The sequence below is a fragment of the Bacillus sp. AFS059628 genome (genome assembly GCF_002571225.1).
Lineage (GTDB): Bacteria > Bacillota > Bacilli > Bacillales > Bacillaceae_G > Bacillus_A.
In genome coordinates this window covers 31,766-47,886 of record NZ_NVEC01000030.1, presented here as the reverse complement: position 1 = coordinate 47,886, position 16,121 = coordinate 31,766, and the positions used below count along the sequence as shown (strand labels likewise).

The 16,121-nt window shown below is 34.4% G+C and carries 14 protein-coding genes; 2 read left to right on the top strand and 12 right to left on the bottom strand.

Translation table 11 applies throughout. The features are described 5' to 3' along the window. Window positions 1–37: 37 nt before the first annotated feature. Both COL05_RS11450 and COL05_RS11445 read left to right on the top strand, forming a co-directional pair. Window positions 38–964: a DMT family transporter gene (locus COL05_RS11450; protein WP_098668693.1), complete on the top strand. Its 927-nt coding sequence runs from the start codon at window positions 38–40 to the stop codon at window positions 962–964. A 115-nt stretch (window positions 965–1,079) separates the two neighbouring features. Further along, the gene (locus COL05_RS11445; RefSeq protein WP_098668692.1) at window positions 1,080–1,604 is read left to right on the top strand and encodes a DUF4871 domain-containing protein; all 525 of its coding nucleotides are present in this window, start codon (window positions 1,080–1,082) and stop codon (window positions 1,602–1,604) included. Between the two features lie 297 nt (window positions 1,605–1,901). Here COL05_RS11445 and COL05_RS11440 read toward each other — a convergent pair whose 3' ends face one another. The 12 genes from COL05_RS11440 to COL05_RS11380 form a co-directional block, all read right to left on the bottom strand. Then, a complete protein-coding gene (locus COL05_RS11440; RefSeq protein ID WP_098668691.1) occupies window positions 1,902–3,101 on the bottom strand; it encodes an NAD(P)-dependent malic enzyme in 1,200 nt (399 codons plus the stop codon). Between the two features lie 59 nt (window positions 3,102–3,160). After that, the gene (locus COL05_RS11435) at window positions 3,161–4,507 is read right to left on the bottom strand and encodes a 2-hydroxycarboxylate transporter family protein (protein ID WP_098668690.1); all 1,347 of its coding nucleotides are present in this window, start codon (window positions 4,505–4,507) and stop codon (window positions 3,161–3,163) included. A 122-nt stretch (window positions 4,508–4,629) separates the two neighbouring features. Continuing rightward, window positions 4,630–5,337: a response regulator gene (locus COL05_RS11430; RefSeq protein WP_098668689.1), complete on the bottom strand. Its 708-nt coding sequence runs from the start codon at window positions 5,335–5,337 to the stop codon at window positions 4,630–4,632. Further along, the gene (locus COL05_RS11425) at window positions 5,334–6,938 is read right to left on the bottom strand and encodes a sensor histidine kinase (RefSeq protein WP_098668688.1); all 1,605 of its coding nucleotides are present in this window, start codon (window positions 6,936–6,938) and stop codon (window positions 5,334–5,336) included. The genes COL05_RS11430 and COL05_RS11425 overlap by 4 nt, the downstream gene beginning before the upstream one ends. Before the next feature lie 78 nt (window positions 6,939–7,016). Then, window positions 7,017–8,999, bottom strand: coding sequence for a methyl-accepting chemotaxis protein (locus COL05_RS11420; protein ID WP_098668687.1), 1,983 nt, complete (start codon window positions 8,997–8,999; stop codon window positions 7,017–7,019). Between the two features lie 235 nt (window positions 9,000–9,234). Beyond that, window positions 9,235–9,981, bottom strand: a complete 747-nt coding sequence (locus COL05_RS11415; RefSeq protein WP_142337439.1) for a C39 family peptidase — start codon at window positions 9,979–9,981, stop codon at window positions 9,235–9,237. Window positions 9,982–9,994: 13 nt separating this feature from the next. Beyond that, window positions 9,995–10,816 (bottom strand): transporter, encoded by an 822-nt coding sequence (locus tag COL05_RS11410; protein ID WP_098668685.1) that lies wholly within the window; start codon window positions 10,814–10,816, stop codon window positions 9,995–9,997. A gap of 205 nt (window positions 10,817–11,021) precedes the next feature. Then, window positions 11,022–12,257, bottom strand: coding sequence for a sensor histidine kinase (locus tag COL05_RS11405; protein ID WP_306475311.1), 1,236 nt, complete (start codon window positions 12,255–12,257; stop codon window positions 11,022–11,024). 11 nt (window positions 12,258–12,268) lie between these two features. Then, complete coding sequence (locus COL05_RS11400) at window positions 12,269–12,940, bottom strand: response regulator transcription factor (protein WP_098668683.1); 672 nt, start codon at window positions 12,938–12,940, stop codon at window positions 12,269–12,271. Between the two features lie 149 nt (window positions 12,941–13,089). Next, window positions 13,090–13,794 (bottom strand): metallophosphoesterase family protein, encoded by a 705-nt coding sequence (locus COL05_RS11395; protein WP_087997460.1) that lies wholly within the window; start codon window positions 13,792–13,794, stop codon window positions 13,090–13,092. A 632-nt stretch (window positions 13,795–14,426) separates the two neighbouring features. Next, complete coding sequence (locus tag COL05_RS11390; RefSeq protein WP_142337438.1) at window positions 14,427–15,299, bottom strand: ankyrin repeat domain-containing protein; 873 nt, start codon at window positions 15,297–15,299, stop codon at window positions 14,427–14,429. Window positions 15,300–15,552: 253 nt separating this feature from the next. Next, a complete protein-coding gene (locus COL05_RS11380; protein WP_098668682.1) occupies window positions 15,553–16,056 on the bottom strand; it encodes a nitrous oxide reductase accessory protein NosL in 504 nt (167 codons plus the stop codon). Window positions 16,057–16,121: the final 65 nt, after the last annotated feature.

Genomic DNA, 16,121 nt, shown 5'->3' with positions numbered 1-16,121 from the left:
CATAAAAAATCAAATACTCGAGAGGAGATGCATGATCATGAACAATAGTAGACAGATTGGGCTCATTATGATTATTACAGGAGCTACATTATGGGGATTATCTGGCCCGATGATTCAGTGGCTATTTCAACATACTAACGTATCATCAGTTGGTTTTTTAACAATTCGCTTATTGCTTGCAGGAATATTTATTTTGTCTTTCTTACTTATAAAGAAACAAAACATATTTCAAATTTGGAAACACCCTAGATATTCTATACAACTTATTATTTTCTCTATTCTCGGCATGCTCGGTGCGCAATACGCCTTTATTGAAACGGTTCATATTAGTAACGCAGTCACAGCGACATTATTTCAATTTCTAGGTCCTGTTCTTATTACCATTTATGTCGCATTTGGACAAAAAAAATTCCCAGCGGCTATGCAACTGCTCGCAATTATAACGGCACTAACTGGAACATACTTTATTATTACAAATGGGTCCATTGAAAATATTGTTTTATCGAAAGAAGCCATTATTTTTGGCCTATTAACAGCAATTGGATTTGCATTTTATACCCTTCATCCAGCCCCTCTTATTAAAGAATGCGGAACAACTGTAGTAATTGGCTGGGGGATGCTAATCGGTGGCATCACTCTGCTTATTTGTAATCGCTCGTTTGGATGGAATCAGCTTGCACAAAATTTTACACCAAAAACTTTTTCTATGCTTATTCTTATTATCATAAGTGGCACTCTTTCTTTCCTCCTTTATATCGGTAGTCTGAAATATTTAGCAGCAACAGAAACAAGCATTTTATCTAGTATTGAACCACTTGTAGCTGCCATCGTTTCAATCGCTTGGCTAAATGAATCCTTTGGAGCCTATCAATTATTAGGTGGCTTATGTATCGTTCTTTCTGTTATTTTCTTAACGATGCCACAAAAAGAGAATGAACCTACTTTTTCAACTGAACAAATATAGAAAATGTCAAAAGAGGTCGTACAAAACTTACGACCTCTTTTGACGTTTTAAAGGAATTGTCCGACTTTCTAGCAAATACAATTACACTAACAATAAAAATTAGGAGTGTGACACCATGAAAAAAATTGGAACTATGCTACTTTTCTCCTTTCTCATCGCTGGATGCACACAAGTGCAGCCTGATTCAGAAGCACCTAAAAAAGAAACTATCGCAACGTCATCCACTCAAGTTAATGCACCTTCCTTCTTTCACCTTAGCGTTTTAAAAGATGTAAATTGGGAAGAAACACCCTCCTTCATACAAGAAAAAATACCTTTAAGAGGTATCGAAGACAAAATCGCAATGGCTGATAGCCCTATTATCGCAAATGAAAAAAGCGAAATGATGTGGTACTTTTTAGATCCTGAAATGCCAACTGGAAAATTATCTATTATTGCACTAAAGCAAGGATCAGTAACTCCAACACCCGTACTCTTTCAACAAGAAACTTCCAAACCAACTTGGACTACTTCAAATACAATTGATTCTACTACAAGCGAACTTCCTCTCACTATGTCACTACCTTCATCTGGATTATGGGTATTAAATATTTATGTGAATGAAAAATATTATGATCAGTTTGTAATTACTGCTGAGTAAAGTGACAAAACTAAAACACTTTCTTACAACAATGTAATTTCTAAGTCATATACTTCGATAGTTTAAGTACCTCTCTTCTCTTATACTTAAAGTAAGAAATGACAAAAGGAGAGATGAGAGATGAAAAAAATGATAGAAGTGATCGTAGCAGTAACTGAGGTTTTAGTAAATGGTAAACAAGTTGCAATGGAATTAAATAAATAGTGAAGAAACAAAAATAAATAATTTTAAACTCCTTCATTATTTTGATTTCTTATCTCAAAAAAGCAGTGCCTCTTTAGGCACTGCTTTTAGCTACTAATAACTTGGTATTTTCATAATTTGCGCCACACCCGAATCAATAGCTGCTTTCGCTACAGCTTCCGCAACACTTGGAACAACTCTTTTATCTAACGGATTCGGGATTACATAATTCGCATTACGTTCTTCGTCCGTAATGATGTTAGCGATCCCATATGCTGCCGCTAATTTCATCTCTTCTGTAATATCAGTCGCGCGCACATCTAACGCACCGCGGAATATTCCGGGAAACGCCAATACATTATTTACTTGATTCGCATAATCCGAGCGCCCAGTTCCTACTACAGCTGCCCCAGCCGCTAATGCATCCTCAGGGAAGATTTCTGGAATTGGATTCGCCATTGCAAACACAATTGCTTTCTCATTCATCGTCTGTACAAGTTCTTTCGTTAATACGTTAGGAGCAGATACGCCAATAAAAATATCAGCTTGGTGAATTGCTTCTTTCAACGTTCCACGCACATGTTCTCGATTTGTCTGTTTTGAAACTTCAATTTGCGCTGCGTTCATCCATGTTTCACCTTCACAAACAATACCTTCTAAGCTAACTAACGTAATGTGCTTTGCACCAGCTTTTAATAATAGTTTCCCAATTGCAATTCCTGCCGAACCCGCACCGTTAATAACGATTTTTACATTATCCATTTGTTTGCTAACAACCTTTAATGCATTAATAACAGCTGCTAAAACGACAATAGCTGTTCCATGTTGATCATCATGAAATACAGGAATATTCGTTTCTTCTTTTAATCGTTTTTCAATTTCAAAACAACGTGGTGCTGCAATATCTTCTAAATTGATCCCTGCAAATGTAGGCTCTAAATTTTTTACAAGGGTAACGATTTCATCCACATCAGTTGTACCTAAACATAACGGGAAAGCATCTACATTCGCAAATTTCTTAAATAAAATACTCTTCCCTTCCATAACAGGCATAGCTGCTTTCGGTCCAATATTCCCTAAACCGAGTACCGCTGTTCCATCTGAGACAACTGCCACCATATTACCGCGTGCTGTATAGTCATACACGGTTTCTTCATCCGCCGCAATTGCTTTGCAAGACTCCGCTACACCTGGTGTATATGTCAGGCTTAAATCATCCGCTGAATTCACTTCTACTTTACTTGTAATTTCAATTTTCCCTACTAATTCTTTATGCAGTAACAATGATCTTTCATTAATTTGCTTTGTTAACATACTTATAATCTCCCCTTAATTTGACAAGCTAGCTATATGAATATAGCTAGCTTGTTTGATCATGAAAACATTTTTAATAAAATTGTCGCTGTTACAACCATTGCTGCCCCGCCTAAACGTGTTGAAATTTGTGCAAATGGCATTAATTCCATACGATTTGAAGCTGATAAAATAGCAACATCTCCAGTTCCACCTAAACCACTATGACATCCCGTTACAATTGCTGATTCAACTGGATACATTTTCATCACTTTCCCTACAAGAAAACCTGATGCTACCATTGTAAGAACAACTGATGCGCACACAACAACATATCCTACTGAAAGAACTGCTGCTACATCTTTTAGCGGAATATATAGCAATCCCAGTCCAACCATTAACGGCCAAGTTAAATTCTTCGAAATGAATTTATATAGGTGGAATGCACCTTGCTCCATTTTTGCTGGCATTAATTTAAAATATTTTACAATTGCTGCCGAGAAGATCATAATGATTGCCCCAGGAATACCGATGAACTTAGAAGCAAATCCTCCGAAGATGAAGAACGTACACGCAATTAATAAACCTGCTCCCATTAATGAGAAGTCAATTGGCTTTTCTGTATTTTGTTCTTTTAATAACTCGGCTTGATTGTCTGTTTTCACTAATACACCGTTACCACTAAGCTCTGGTTTCTTCTCACCTAAACGCTTCATATATCCTGCACTCACGATTGCGAACATATTTCCAATAATAGCCGCTGGAATAAGCTGTGATACAAATGTTGCTGATGATTCATTTAAAATATCACTATAAGCTAGCGACAATGGTAAAATCCCTTCCCCTATACCACCACTCACAATTGGTACGATGATAAAGAAGAATGTTTGCTTCATTTCAAATCCAAATAGTGAACCGACCAATAATCCTACTGCTACCGAAGCTAACGTCCCTACTACTAAAGGTATAAACATACGAACGAAACCTTGTACTAACACTTTACGATTCATTCCTAAAATACTTCCGACTACTAAACAAGAAATATATAAATATAAAAAGTTCGATTTTTTCATTAACATAGTCGCAGCTTCCATTGAAGCTGGATTCATCCAGTTAAAAAATACAAGTAATGATGGAATAAATAACGAAAGTATTGCTGGACCACCGATATTTTTTAAAATTGGAACTCTCATCCCAATGTCGCCTAAGAAAATCCCCATGATCATAATCACCGCAAATCCACCAATCATATCTGCTGGTAATTTATTATATACAGATGCCCCATAAATAATAGCAGCCAATACTACATATAACGGTAAAGGTATAACACCGATTTTCACATTCATAATTTTAGAAGCGAAAGATTCTCTTTGTACGTCATTTCCTCCAGGAAATGATACCGCTTCCATATCCTTTTGAATTCCCATATGGCACCCCCTTGTTTTCTTAATAACAATATTAAAACGCTTTCAATAGTAAAAATAGTTTTTGTAAGTTTTGTAATTGATTTTGTAATTAAAAAAAGTATAAGCGACTTATAATAAGTCGCTTATACGTAAAACTCTATTTTATTTTGGTTAATACATCTTAATTTACTCACTGGTCTTCCTACATGTTGATACACCATTTCGTTTTCTAATACTCCAATTTCAGTTAAAAACATTACATACTTTCGTATAGAAACCCTTGAAACACCAACTAATTGCGCCATTTCCTCTGTTGTAAATGCTCGTCCATTCAGCGACTCAATCTTCTGCCAAATTAATTGCATCGTTTGCTTCGTTAATCCTTTCGGAAGCTCTTTAGTGACAGTAGGCTCTCTTTTTTCTTTTGGCAAAATTAACGAATCTAATTCCGATTGACTAATTTTTTGTTGTTCTTTCATGAAAGTAAGTTTTTCTCGATATATAGTTAACGCCTTTTTAAATCGTTCAAATGTAAATGGTTTAATTAAATAATCTACTACGCCATATTGTAATGCTTTTTTAATACTCCCCATATCATGTACAGCTGAAATCATCATAATATCGATTTCTTTTTCTTGGTTCCGAATATACATTAAAAGCTCAAATCCAGTCTCTTCAGGCATAAAAATATCAAGTAATACTAAATCTACTCGTGATCCCTCTAATACTTCTATCGCCGATTTTACGGAGTTAACTGCTTGAATAAGTTCGAATCCTCCTACTTGCTCTAAATAATGCGTATTTAACATTGCTACCATCGGGTCATCTTCTACAATTAAAACTTTAATCATATTTTCCTCTCATCCCTACCTTTAGGTATTTCAATTGTTATCGTTGTTCCCTTTTCTACTAATGAATGCATATGAATTTCCCCATTTATTCGCTGTATACTTTCTTTTACAAGATACAAACCATAACCACGGTTATCTCCCTTTGTGGAATAACCTTTCGTAAATAATGCCCCTATTTCTTCTTCTGGTATACCTTTCCCCGTATCTTGTACTGTAATGATTAATGTATCACCATATTGTATCTCAAGTTCAACTTGCTTCTTTTCACAATTCGTCACTGCCTCTAATGCATTATCAATTAAATTTCCGACAATCGTAATTAGTTCATGAATAATACTTTCATCATCTATTTCCGGCATGTAAGAGTCTTCACTTATAATTAATTTTATATTTTTCTCTCTAGCATAGCTAAGTTTCCCAAGTAAAAAACCAGCAAATACTGGACTTTTTATTCTTTCCATAACCCCACCAATTTCATATTGATGCTCTGATACCATACCGCTTATATACTTCTGTAATTCTTCATACTGCTTCATGTGTGTAAGCCCTAATACGACATGCATTTTATTCATAAATTCATGCGATTGTGCCCGTAATGCTTCCGCATATAGTCTAATACCAGTTAATTCTTCTGCTAACTTTCTAATCTCTGTTTTATCACGAAATGTTGCAATCGCACCAACTATTTCTCCTTTTACATATAAAGGAACACGATTCGTCACAATCGTAATTCCATAAATATTTTGTTCTTCGTTTAATTGTACCTCTCCCGTTTGTAATACTTCTTTTATACGTGAATTAGGCATATACAACTCAACATCTTTACCAATAAAGTCTTCTTCAAGACCACTTTTCTTAAACAATCGTTTTGCCTCATTATTTATTAAAGTCACATTGGCCTCTTTATCTACAGCAATAATACCTTCCTTTACAGATTGTAGCATCGTATTTCTTTCTTCAAGAATTTTCGCTATCCTGTGAGGTTCAAGACCAAATAAACTTTTCTTTATATGTCTAGCTAGTAATATTGCTCCTATAATTCCGACTAGTACTCCAACTCCAACTCCAATATAAATAATATGTCTACTTTCCTTAACTCTCTCTTTTACATTATCTGCTGAAATACCAACGGCCACCGCTCCAAGTTGTTCACCCGTTTCAGAAAATACAGGTACAAATACTCGCATTGAAATACCTAAAGTTCCTTCTGCCAGCGATACATGTTCCTTTCCTTTCAATGCAGGCCCTTCATCTCCTCCAATAAAATGATGACCTATTTTTTGAGGATTTGGATGTGATTTTCTTATTCCATTCATGTCCATAACTACAATAAATTGAACACCTGTGTTTTTTAATATTCTATTTGTATACGTTTGGATTGCAGAAGTATCTGCTTTCCCAGTCAAACCATCGATTACAATCGAATCATTCGCCACAATGTGTGCAATTGTTTTTGCTTTCTCTGCTTGGCTATCCTCCGTCGTCCGTTCTACATTATGACTAATTAATATATCTGTCACAAGTAAAGAAAAAATTACAACTGTACAAACTAACAATGTAATCGTTTTCCATAAATTCCATAGTCTTTTTCTTTTTTTCATCCCGTTAATGACTCCCCTAATTACTGAATAGAAAAATAAGTAAGGTGATATTATTTTCACCTTACTTATCTGCTGTTATTATACTTTAAATTTACTAGTCATCGCTTGTAGTTCTTCAGCCATCTCAGCTAAATTTTGCGAAGCTGAACTAATTTCTTCCATTGAATTCATTTGTTCTTCTGTTGAAGCAGCAACACTTTGCATACTAGCTGTATTTTCTTCTGCAGCTGCTGCGATTTCATCAATAGCATTTGTCACTTCATTTGCATCTCCAGCAATTCTCTTCGTTGTTTCTACCATTTGATTCACTTGAGAAACAATATGTGTAGTAGAACTTAAAATTTCCGTAAAACTCACTTTCGTTTTTGTTACAACATCAAGACCTTGTTGAACTTCCCCATTCACATTATCCATCGCCTTAACTGTATGTTCAATATCAGCCTTAATTTCTGCAATTAAATTTGCAATCTCTCCAGATGATTCTCCTGACTGCTCCGCTAATTTTCTAACCTCATCTGCTACAATAGCAAACCCTCGGCCCTGTTCACCTGCTCTTGCTGCTTCAATAGCTGCATTTAAAGCTAATAAGTTCGTTTGAGTAGCGATGTTTTGAATTGCTTCAGAAATAGCTCCTACCTGCTTTGATTTCTCATCAAGAAGTTTAATAATAGCATCTGACTCGGATACCGATCTAGAAATAGACTGCATTTGTTTTGCTGTTTGTTCAACCAATTCTTCTCCTTCTTCAGCTCTTTCTTTCGCACGTAATGAAGAGGTAGAAATTGATTCAGCGCTTCCATTTACATCTTGAATTGCTGTATTTACTTGTTGTAATGTAGCCGCACCTTCTTCAACACCTTGACTTTGTGATTCAGCCCCACCTGATACTTGTTCCATTGCAATTGTGATTTGATCTGTCGCATCATTTGCTTGCTGTACGCTCGCTGTTAACTCTTCAGCCGATGCAGCGACATGTTCTGCAGAAAAACTAATTTGAGTAATCACATCTTGTAAAGAGGCAGACATTTCATTGAAGGAATCTCCTAATTTCCCTATGTCATCCTTGGAATGGATTGTAATTTTCTCTGTCAAATCTCCCTTACTAATTTTATGTGCCGAGTCAGCTATTTTTCTTAATGGTCTTGTAATAGAATTTGTAATGAAATAAATTAATACACTACCAAATACTATAGCGATAGCTATGACAATAAAAGTCTTATAAAATACTGGATTCGCAGCTTGGGTAATTTCTTCGTCGAACATAACTCCAACTACTTTCCATCCTGTTTTCTCATTTGTTACAAAGATTAAATTCTTTTTATCACCTTGTTCTGTATAAGACACATTTCCTTGTTTATCTTCATAAATTGGTTTAATCCAAGGATCAGTAACTTTTGCACCTGGTTTTCTAGATGGATGACTAACAATTTGCTTATTTTGATCTAAAATAACTGCATAACCTTTTTCACCAATGTTAATCATTTTGGAAATTTTTAAGATGTTATCTAAATTTAAGTTAATTCCTATAACACCTTTACCATCTTTTACTTCTTTAGCAATTGTCACTACCATATTTTTGGTAGATGCTGATTGATATGGTGCAGTAACAATTACTTTTCCTTTATTTTCATGCGCCTCTTTATACCAAGATCTATCTGTTGGATTATGCCCATCAGCCATTTGGATAAATGGTTCTCTTATAAACTTTCCCGTCTGCGTTCCAATGTAAATACCTTCTACTTCTGGATGAAGTTTTATATATTGCGCTAATTTCGTTCTTACTATTTCTTCTTGTCCGTTTGGATATGTATCCTCTGTTAAGATGTCCGCAAAGTATGCTGCATCAACAAATTTCTCTTCTATATTTTGAGAAATAACAGTATTTAAAATCGAAATATTTTCCTTTGCTTTACCTGTGATTTGTTGTTCAAAATTTGTTTTGGCAGTTTGATATGAAACACCACCGATAATAAGTCCTGGTATAGTTAAAATAAGAAAAAATGAAATGATTAATTTTTTCTTGATACTCATGCATTTAACCCAGTTAAATATTTTTTGCATAATAAGCCTCCTTTATGTAATGTGAATACTTGTGTAATTTTATACAATCAACATATATAAAACAATATATAATGATAACATGTAATTTTTTTGTCAATTATGCATTTTTACATATTCACTACTTCTAAAGATTTAATCATAAAAAATAAGAGAACTTCAGCCCATATAATAAGCCGAAGTTCTCTTATTTTTTAACAGAAATCTTACAATTCCTTACATCTATTTCCTTACTAATTCATTTAGAGCTTTTCACATAACTAATCGCCTGACTCCCCATTTGCACCCATGCCTGTTCAAAACTTTCTCTCGGTACTTTTACATCTAAATTATCACTTAGAGGATCTCGAATATATACAAATTCCTTATCATATCCAACAAGTACTACACAATGTTCATTATACGTAATAGAAACATCTCCACTATTTGTTTCCCATGTAGTAAATTCATCTTCATCTAATGGTGCAAATGTTGCATTTGTAATCATAACTACCGGTTGTCCAGTCTTTACACTCTTATAAAGTTCTTCTATACTCTTCCCTGTTAAATCCACAGCTTTATTAGGTAAATACTTTTTCGCTAATTGAAAAAGTGGTCCGTGATATACACCATATCCAGATTCAGAAAAGGTATAAATATTTCCTACGAATCCTTCATTCGGATTCCCACGTACACCATCATTCATAAAATCAACTTTCTTTATTTCATTTGCTAATTTCATCTTATCCACTGTAATACCTGCGTATTGTAACATCATCGCTAAGCTCGTCACTTCACAGCCTCTATCTAGCTCTGGTAATTGCTGAATGAAAGGTACATTTGATAAGATGATCTTTTCATCACGATTAAACTCTACTTGTTTTACACTTTGTATATTGAAGAATGTTAATTTCTCCACATACTTTGTAATTCCATTTGTATATACTTTCCATACTACTATGGCTAGTAAAGCCATACATATATACCACTTCCATCTCCGTATCACTCTCACGCCCTTTTTAGTTCGTTAAATACGAATAAAACGCGTCAGCATCCGTGCGAATCACCGGTACAAAATTTAGTTCTTTTCCTTTTTCAGGCTGATCTTTTTTTATTTTTTCGGCTAATTCTTGAACGTTCATATTCGTTTTATCCATATTAAGCTCATCTGCCATTTGTAATACTTTTTGTTCATTAATTTCTTTTAATACTTGATATATATCTTTACCATACAAATCAATATGATATTTTTTTGCTTCTTCCTGCACTTTTTGTTCATACACTTCTTGTGCTAACATTTCTATCTCTTTTCCTTTTTGGGAAATGCCTAACTTCCCTGCTTCCTCTCTTACTTTCGTTCCATAGATTTCTTCCTCAATGTCCTCTATTTCTTTTCCATTTGTCGAAATACCTAATTTATCCGCTTCATCGTTAATTTTAATCGTATTAATTTGATTAATTAAATTTACAATCGTTGTATTCTCTATAGATATGCCTAACTTTAACGCTTCTTGCTTTATTTTTGTTTCATAGATTTCTTCTGAAAGAGTTCCAACGTCTTTTCCTTCAATCGAAATTCCTAACTGTTCTGCTTCCCTTCCTACTTCTGTTTCATGGATTTCTTTTTCTAGCGTAATTTGTTCTTTCCCTTCCGTTTCAATCCCTAGATTCTCCGCCTTTTCTTCTGTATGCACCGCATGTATCTTCCCATTGTTTAATTGTTCTTTGCTGCGCTGCTCGTAATCTGTCTTTCCTGTTGATGTTTCAGAAGGAGAGGCCCCCCCTAATATACTTAAACTCATTACTCCAATAGTGAATACCGTCATCATTTTCTTTTTCAAAATTAACTCCTCCCTCTTACACGTTCTTTTCCATCATTCCCTATACATAATCAAAATAACGTTATGATCGATATAATCTGCTCAAATACCTTTTTATAATCGCTTCTTCATAGGGCGAACTTTCTGTATATCATACATGTTATAAATAGTTTCTTAACTTTCCCTTAAAAAAAGACGACCTTGTAAAACAAGATCGTCTTCTCACTTATATCCTTTGGTTTTTCGGAAGAATCACTTCAAAACAAGTGCCCTCTCCCCATTTGCTCTCTACTAATATTTTTCCATAATGCTTTTCTACAATCCAATTTGCGATTGAAAGACCTAATCCCGCTCCTTCTGACGCACTTCTTGCTTTATCTCCTTGATAAAAACGATTAAATAGTTTAGGGATGTCCTCATCTTTCACTCCTATCCCATCATCTTTCACTCGTATACGAATTGAACTGTTCGTTTGCGTACAATCGATTTGAATATGACCACCTTCATTCGTATACTTCATCGCATTATCTAACAATATGACCATCATTTGATGGATTCGTTCTCTATCACCCATAAATGATATGTTATGTTCTACTTGCAATATCATCGCTTTTTCTTGATAAGAAGCAATTTCCTTATATGGATCTACTATTTCTTCTAGCAATGCATCCATTTCAAATGTTTTCTTATCCATTTCAATTTGATTAGAATCTGAACGTGCTAACAATAATAAATTAGCTACAAGCTTAGATAACCGTCTACACTCCTTGGAAATCGTAGAAATATCCATCGCTTTTTCTTCTATTGTCGCAGATGGTGACTGAAATAACACATCCGTTTTGGATTGAATAACCGCAAGTGGTGTCCTTAATTCATGTGATGCATCCGAAACGAACTGCTGCTGTTTCTCCCATGAATTTTGAATGGGTACGAGTGCCCTGCCAGCTAAGAAAAAGCCAATTCCTATTGCACATAAACTTCCTACGCTACAACCTACCACAAGAATTAAAAATAAAGTATGTAACATTTCTTTTTCAGCTGTTATATCCCTTACAATTTGAACTATTTTTGTATCTTTTTGAAATGCAAACGTTCTAAAATATTGCCCTTGCACTTCTATATCTTGCAAAGTTCCTAATTTCTTTGACGAAAACTTTTCCAAATTGTCTTCAAAGATAAAACGGCGTTTGCCATTTTCAATACCTATCTCCACTGTGTTTCCCATCCAAGTTAACTCTATTATCCTCGGGTCCCCAATTGGAGGATATCCCCTAATTTTTTTAGGGAGTTTTTTATCCTCTGCATTCTTTCTATGCTGAACGGCTTTTTCTATCGATTCATTTACTCCACTATAAATACGCTTATATGTGTACGAATAAATGATACTACCTAATACGCCTATCAAAATGATAAATACTAATGAATTCAATATAGTCAATCGAATACGCGTCTTCTGAAACATACTTCCCTTTTTCATTGTTCTTTCAATATATATCCAATACCACGAACAGTTTGAATATCTTTCTGATAACCAAATGGCTCTAATTTTTTACGTAAATGATGTACATACACTTCTACAATCGCTACTGTTGTATCTGAATCAAATCCCCAGACGCGATCAAAAATTTGTTCACGCATTAAAATCTTTCCGCTATTTTGAACAAGGTACTCTAGAAGCTCATATTGTTTTAATGTTAACTTCATACGTTGTCCATCTACTTGAACATCTTTATCTTTTCCGAACAATTCAATCCCTTTATAGCGAATGGTCTGCTTTGTTGTTAGACTACCACTTCTTCGTAACAAAGCACGAATTCTTGCTTTTAATTCTGGAGCCTGAAACGGCTTAACGATATAGTCATCTCCACCAAAATCCAATCCCTTCACCCGATCTTCTAAAGAATCTCTCGCTGTTAAAAACAGGACTGGTGTTTCAATCTTTTCATCACGTATTTTTTGAATCACTTCAAATCCATCCATCTCTGGCATCATCACATCAAGCAAAATTGCATCATAAATGTTTTGTAGTGCTAAAAACAACCCATCTTCTCCATTTAACGCTGTATCCACTTCAAATTCATCACGCAAAATTTGTACGATAGACTCTAATAACGAAGCATTATCTTCTACTACGAGTAAGCGCATATTCTCACCTTCCACCATATTGTTCGATTCTATTTATAATTACATTTTAACGTTTTTTTGATATAAAATTTGAAAGACTTATTATAAAAACTCTTCCTTAAATTTTGCTTAATAAAAAGTTGAAAGAAATAAGATTCTCCTTATCTCTTTCAACTTTTTATTACGTACACCTTTTTACTCGGCAATTCTAAACAATTTAGCTGGCCGCCATATACAGCACCGCCATCAATTCCAATAATTCGATTACTACCAAAATACACGCCGCAATTCTCACTACCGTGAAGCGTTTTTGTTTCCGTATGACCAAATACAACAACCTTTTCACCGCTATATCCATTATGAAACTCATTACGGATCCACATTAACGTATATGGTTCACATTCAGAAACTCGTTTCAATGGCTCAACACCAGCATGTACAAATATATACTTTTCTGTTTCAATGTAATGATCTAATTCTTGAATAAACTTTACATGTTCTTCTAAAACATGCGATTGTAAAATCGGTTTTTGGAAGTCTTCCTCATTAACTACAATATCTTCTTCTACAAATCCATAGCTGTATAAAGTCTTATCTCCACCGTTTCTTTTTACCCAATGGTTCCATGAACGTTCTTCATTTGTAGTTAACGCCTTAATCATCATATCTTCATGATTGCCCTTTAAAACGAAGGCCCCCTCTTCTTTCAATTCTTTTACCCTTTCAATTACAGCACGCGCATTTGGACCACGATCTACATAATCTCCTAGTAAAATTAGTTGATCCTGTTTTGCATCGTATTGAGCTTCTTCCAATAACTGTTCGAACTTTTCTATCTCTCCATGAATATCACTAATAACAAGAATTCTTTTCATATTATCCCCTTCTTTCTAAGCCACTCTCTTTCTAATTATAGTTCAAAACGGCAGAAATTTCTGAACCCAAATCCGAAATCACATTTATTACAAATAAAACGATTATCCTTACAACAATGTAAGTCTCTTGTCATCCAATTCGATAGTTGCGATTGCTATATTTCCTTATACTAAAAGTAAGAAATGAAACAAAAAACAAGGAGAGATGAGATATGAAAAAAGTGATGGAAGTTATGGTAGCAGTGGCAGAGGTTTTCGTAAATGGCAAACAAGTTGCAATGGAGTTAAACAAATAATGAAAAGGACAAGATTCATTCTAGACCCTTTACTCATATAAAAGAGATAAGACTTCTTCATTTTTTTGATCCCTTATCTCCTAAAAAAAGCCGTATCCTTTTGGATACGGCTTTCTTATTTCCATGTTCATTTACATACTTTATTATTCCTAGTTGGTTATAAACAAGTAAAATTTCTGCTTAAATTGTTTTCTCCTTCTTGTTTACTGTGTATCTATCCCCCTCTTCAAATAATTTTTTCCAAAACAAAAACCCCATTTACATACACATTACTGAATCCATCATACGAAATGACTTCTTCATTCTGTCTATCTAAATGGGATTATTTCATACTTGTTATTCTACCGGTTGCGGTTGTTGCTGTACTACTTCATTCGCTCCAGCTACCCTCAACATATTTGCAATATCTTTAAAACCTCTTTTTTCAGCATATTGCAGTGGCGTAATATTTTCCTTATTGGCCATATTTACATCTGCCCCGTGGTCAATAAGCATTTGAATTACTTTCTTATGATTTTCACTACCATTTCCTAATACGATTGCTTCTACTAAAGCTGTTCCACCACGAGCATTTTTATAATTCACATCAATATCTGTATGCTCTAACAATTCTTTTACGACCTCTACATGGCCACGTTCAGATGCAGAAATGAGTGCTGTTCCACCTGATTTAGTCGTTTCTTTCGTATTAACTCCTGCATTAATTAGTAGCTTTACAATGTCTGTATATCCTTCTCTACTTGCATAAAGAAATGGGTTACTTTGTTTCTCATCTTTACTTTCAATATTAGCACCTGCACCAATTAATGCTTTAACTGTCTCTACATGATTTTGATACGTTGCTGCAAGGATAGGTGTTTCTCCGTTGTCACCTTCTACGTTTATATTCGCTCCATCTTGAATCAGCTTCATAGCTGTTTCTGTGTCTCCAAGGGTCGCAGAAAGTAGTAACTGTTTGTCCATTAAATTTATACTTTTTTCTTCTTTAGATTCTTCCTGTTCTTTATGCTGTTCTTTTTTCTTTTCGTTTTTCACATGAACCGGTTTCGATTCTGGCTTCTCTTGCTTATCGCAAGCCACTACCGTCATTAAAAGTCCTAATAACATACATAATAAAATTTTTTGTTTTCTCACAACTACAGCTCCTATGAAAGATAATGTTTTCTTAACCATTCCTCCATCACATACAATAACTCTTCTTGAGTACATTTATCCATAAGCCCTTTATATTCCTTCTTTAATCGGATTATCTAAACTTATACCTAAGTTTCTCAACTTATATTAGCGAAGCAATTAGTTTAGCACGATTTTACCGCATTTGTATACATTTCTAAAAAGTACATAAATGATTGCTTTAGGTTACTATATTCCATTGTAACCGTTCTTCTAAAAATTTTACACCTTTTCTATATTTGCACCTGAATAATACTAGAAAAAGACAACNNGTTGTCTTTTTCTAGTATTAATGATGTCCACCGTGATTTCCCTTTTTCGGATTCCCCATCATTTCTTTATTCATTTCCCATTTATGCTCTGCTAGCTCTTTATATGAAAGAACTTTCCCCTTATAGTTAGATACAAAGTTCTTTGCATCTTGTTTGTTTTTAAATGAAATGACGTTATAAGCCATTGGTGTTGTAATTGTTTTATCATATACATAAGTAGCGTCTTCTAACGAAACCCAATCTTTCGAATCATAATCTCGAACAAATTTTTCTTTTGTCTTTTCGCCCGGATTAATCTCCATCCATTTATACATACAACCAATATCATCAAACTTTAACGCTTTTCCATTTTCTAAAATGATTTCTGTTGCAAATTGATTATCCATTACCCCAATTTGACAAATATCACACTTATCATGTTTCTCATCGATTGCTACTGCCTCTGCTTGTTTCTTACCACATCCTACAATTGTAAAGACAAAAAATAAGCATATAGCAAGCATCACATACTTTGTTCTCATTTTCATTTCCTCCCTAACCGTATCTTCCACTAGGAGCATATCAAAAACTTGTGTGCGATTTGTGA

Coding starts and splice junctions, on each gene's coding strand:
- COL05_RS11450 (WP_098668693.1), top strand. CDS start 38: ATGAACAATAGTAGACAGATTGGGCTCATTATGATTATTACAGGAGCT.
- COL05_RS11445 (WP_098668692.1), top strand. CDS start 1,080: ATGAAAAAAATTGGAACTATGCTACTTTTCTCCTTTCTCATCGCTGGA.
- COL05_RS11440 (WP_098668691.1), bottom strand. CDS start 3,101: ATGTTAACAAAGCAAATTAATGAAAGATCATTGTTACTGCATAAAGAA.
- COL05_RS11435 (WP_098668690.1), bottom strand. CDS start 4,507: ATGGGAATTCAAAAGGATATGGAAGCGGTATCATTTCCTGGAGGAAAT.
- COL05_RS11430 (WP_098668689.1), bottom strand. CDS start 5,337: ATGATTAAAGTTTTAATTGTAGAAGATGACCCGATGGTAGCAATGTTA.
- COL05_RS11425 (WP_098668688.1), bottom strand. CDS start 6,938: ATGAAAAAAAGAAAAAGACTATGGAATTTATGGAAAACGATTACATTG.
- COL05_RS11420 (WP_098668687.1), bottom strand. CDS start 8,999: ATGCAAAAAATATTTAACTGGGTTAAATGCATGAGTATCAAGAAAAAA.
- COL05_RS11405 (WP_306475311.1), bottom strand. CDS start 12,257: ATGTTTCAGAAGACGCGTATTCGATTGACTATATTGAATTCATTAGTA.
- COL05_RS11400 (WP_098668683.1), bottom strand. CDS start 12,940: ATGCGCTTACTCGTAGTAGAAGATAATGCTTCGTTATTAGAGTCTATC.
- COL05_RS11395 (WP_087997460.1), bottom strand. CDS start 13,794: ATGAAAAGAATTCTTGTTATTAGTGATATTCATGGAGAGATAGAAAAG.
- COL05_RS11390 (WP_142337438.1), bottom strand. CDS start 15,299: ATGTACTCAAGAAGAGTTATTGTATGTGATGGAGGAATGGTTAAGAAA.
- COL05_RS11380 (WP_098668682.1), bottom strand. CDS start 16,056: ATGAGAACAAAGTATGTGATGCTTGCTATATGCTTATTTTTTGTCTTT.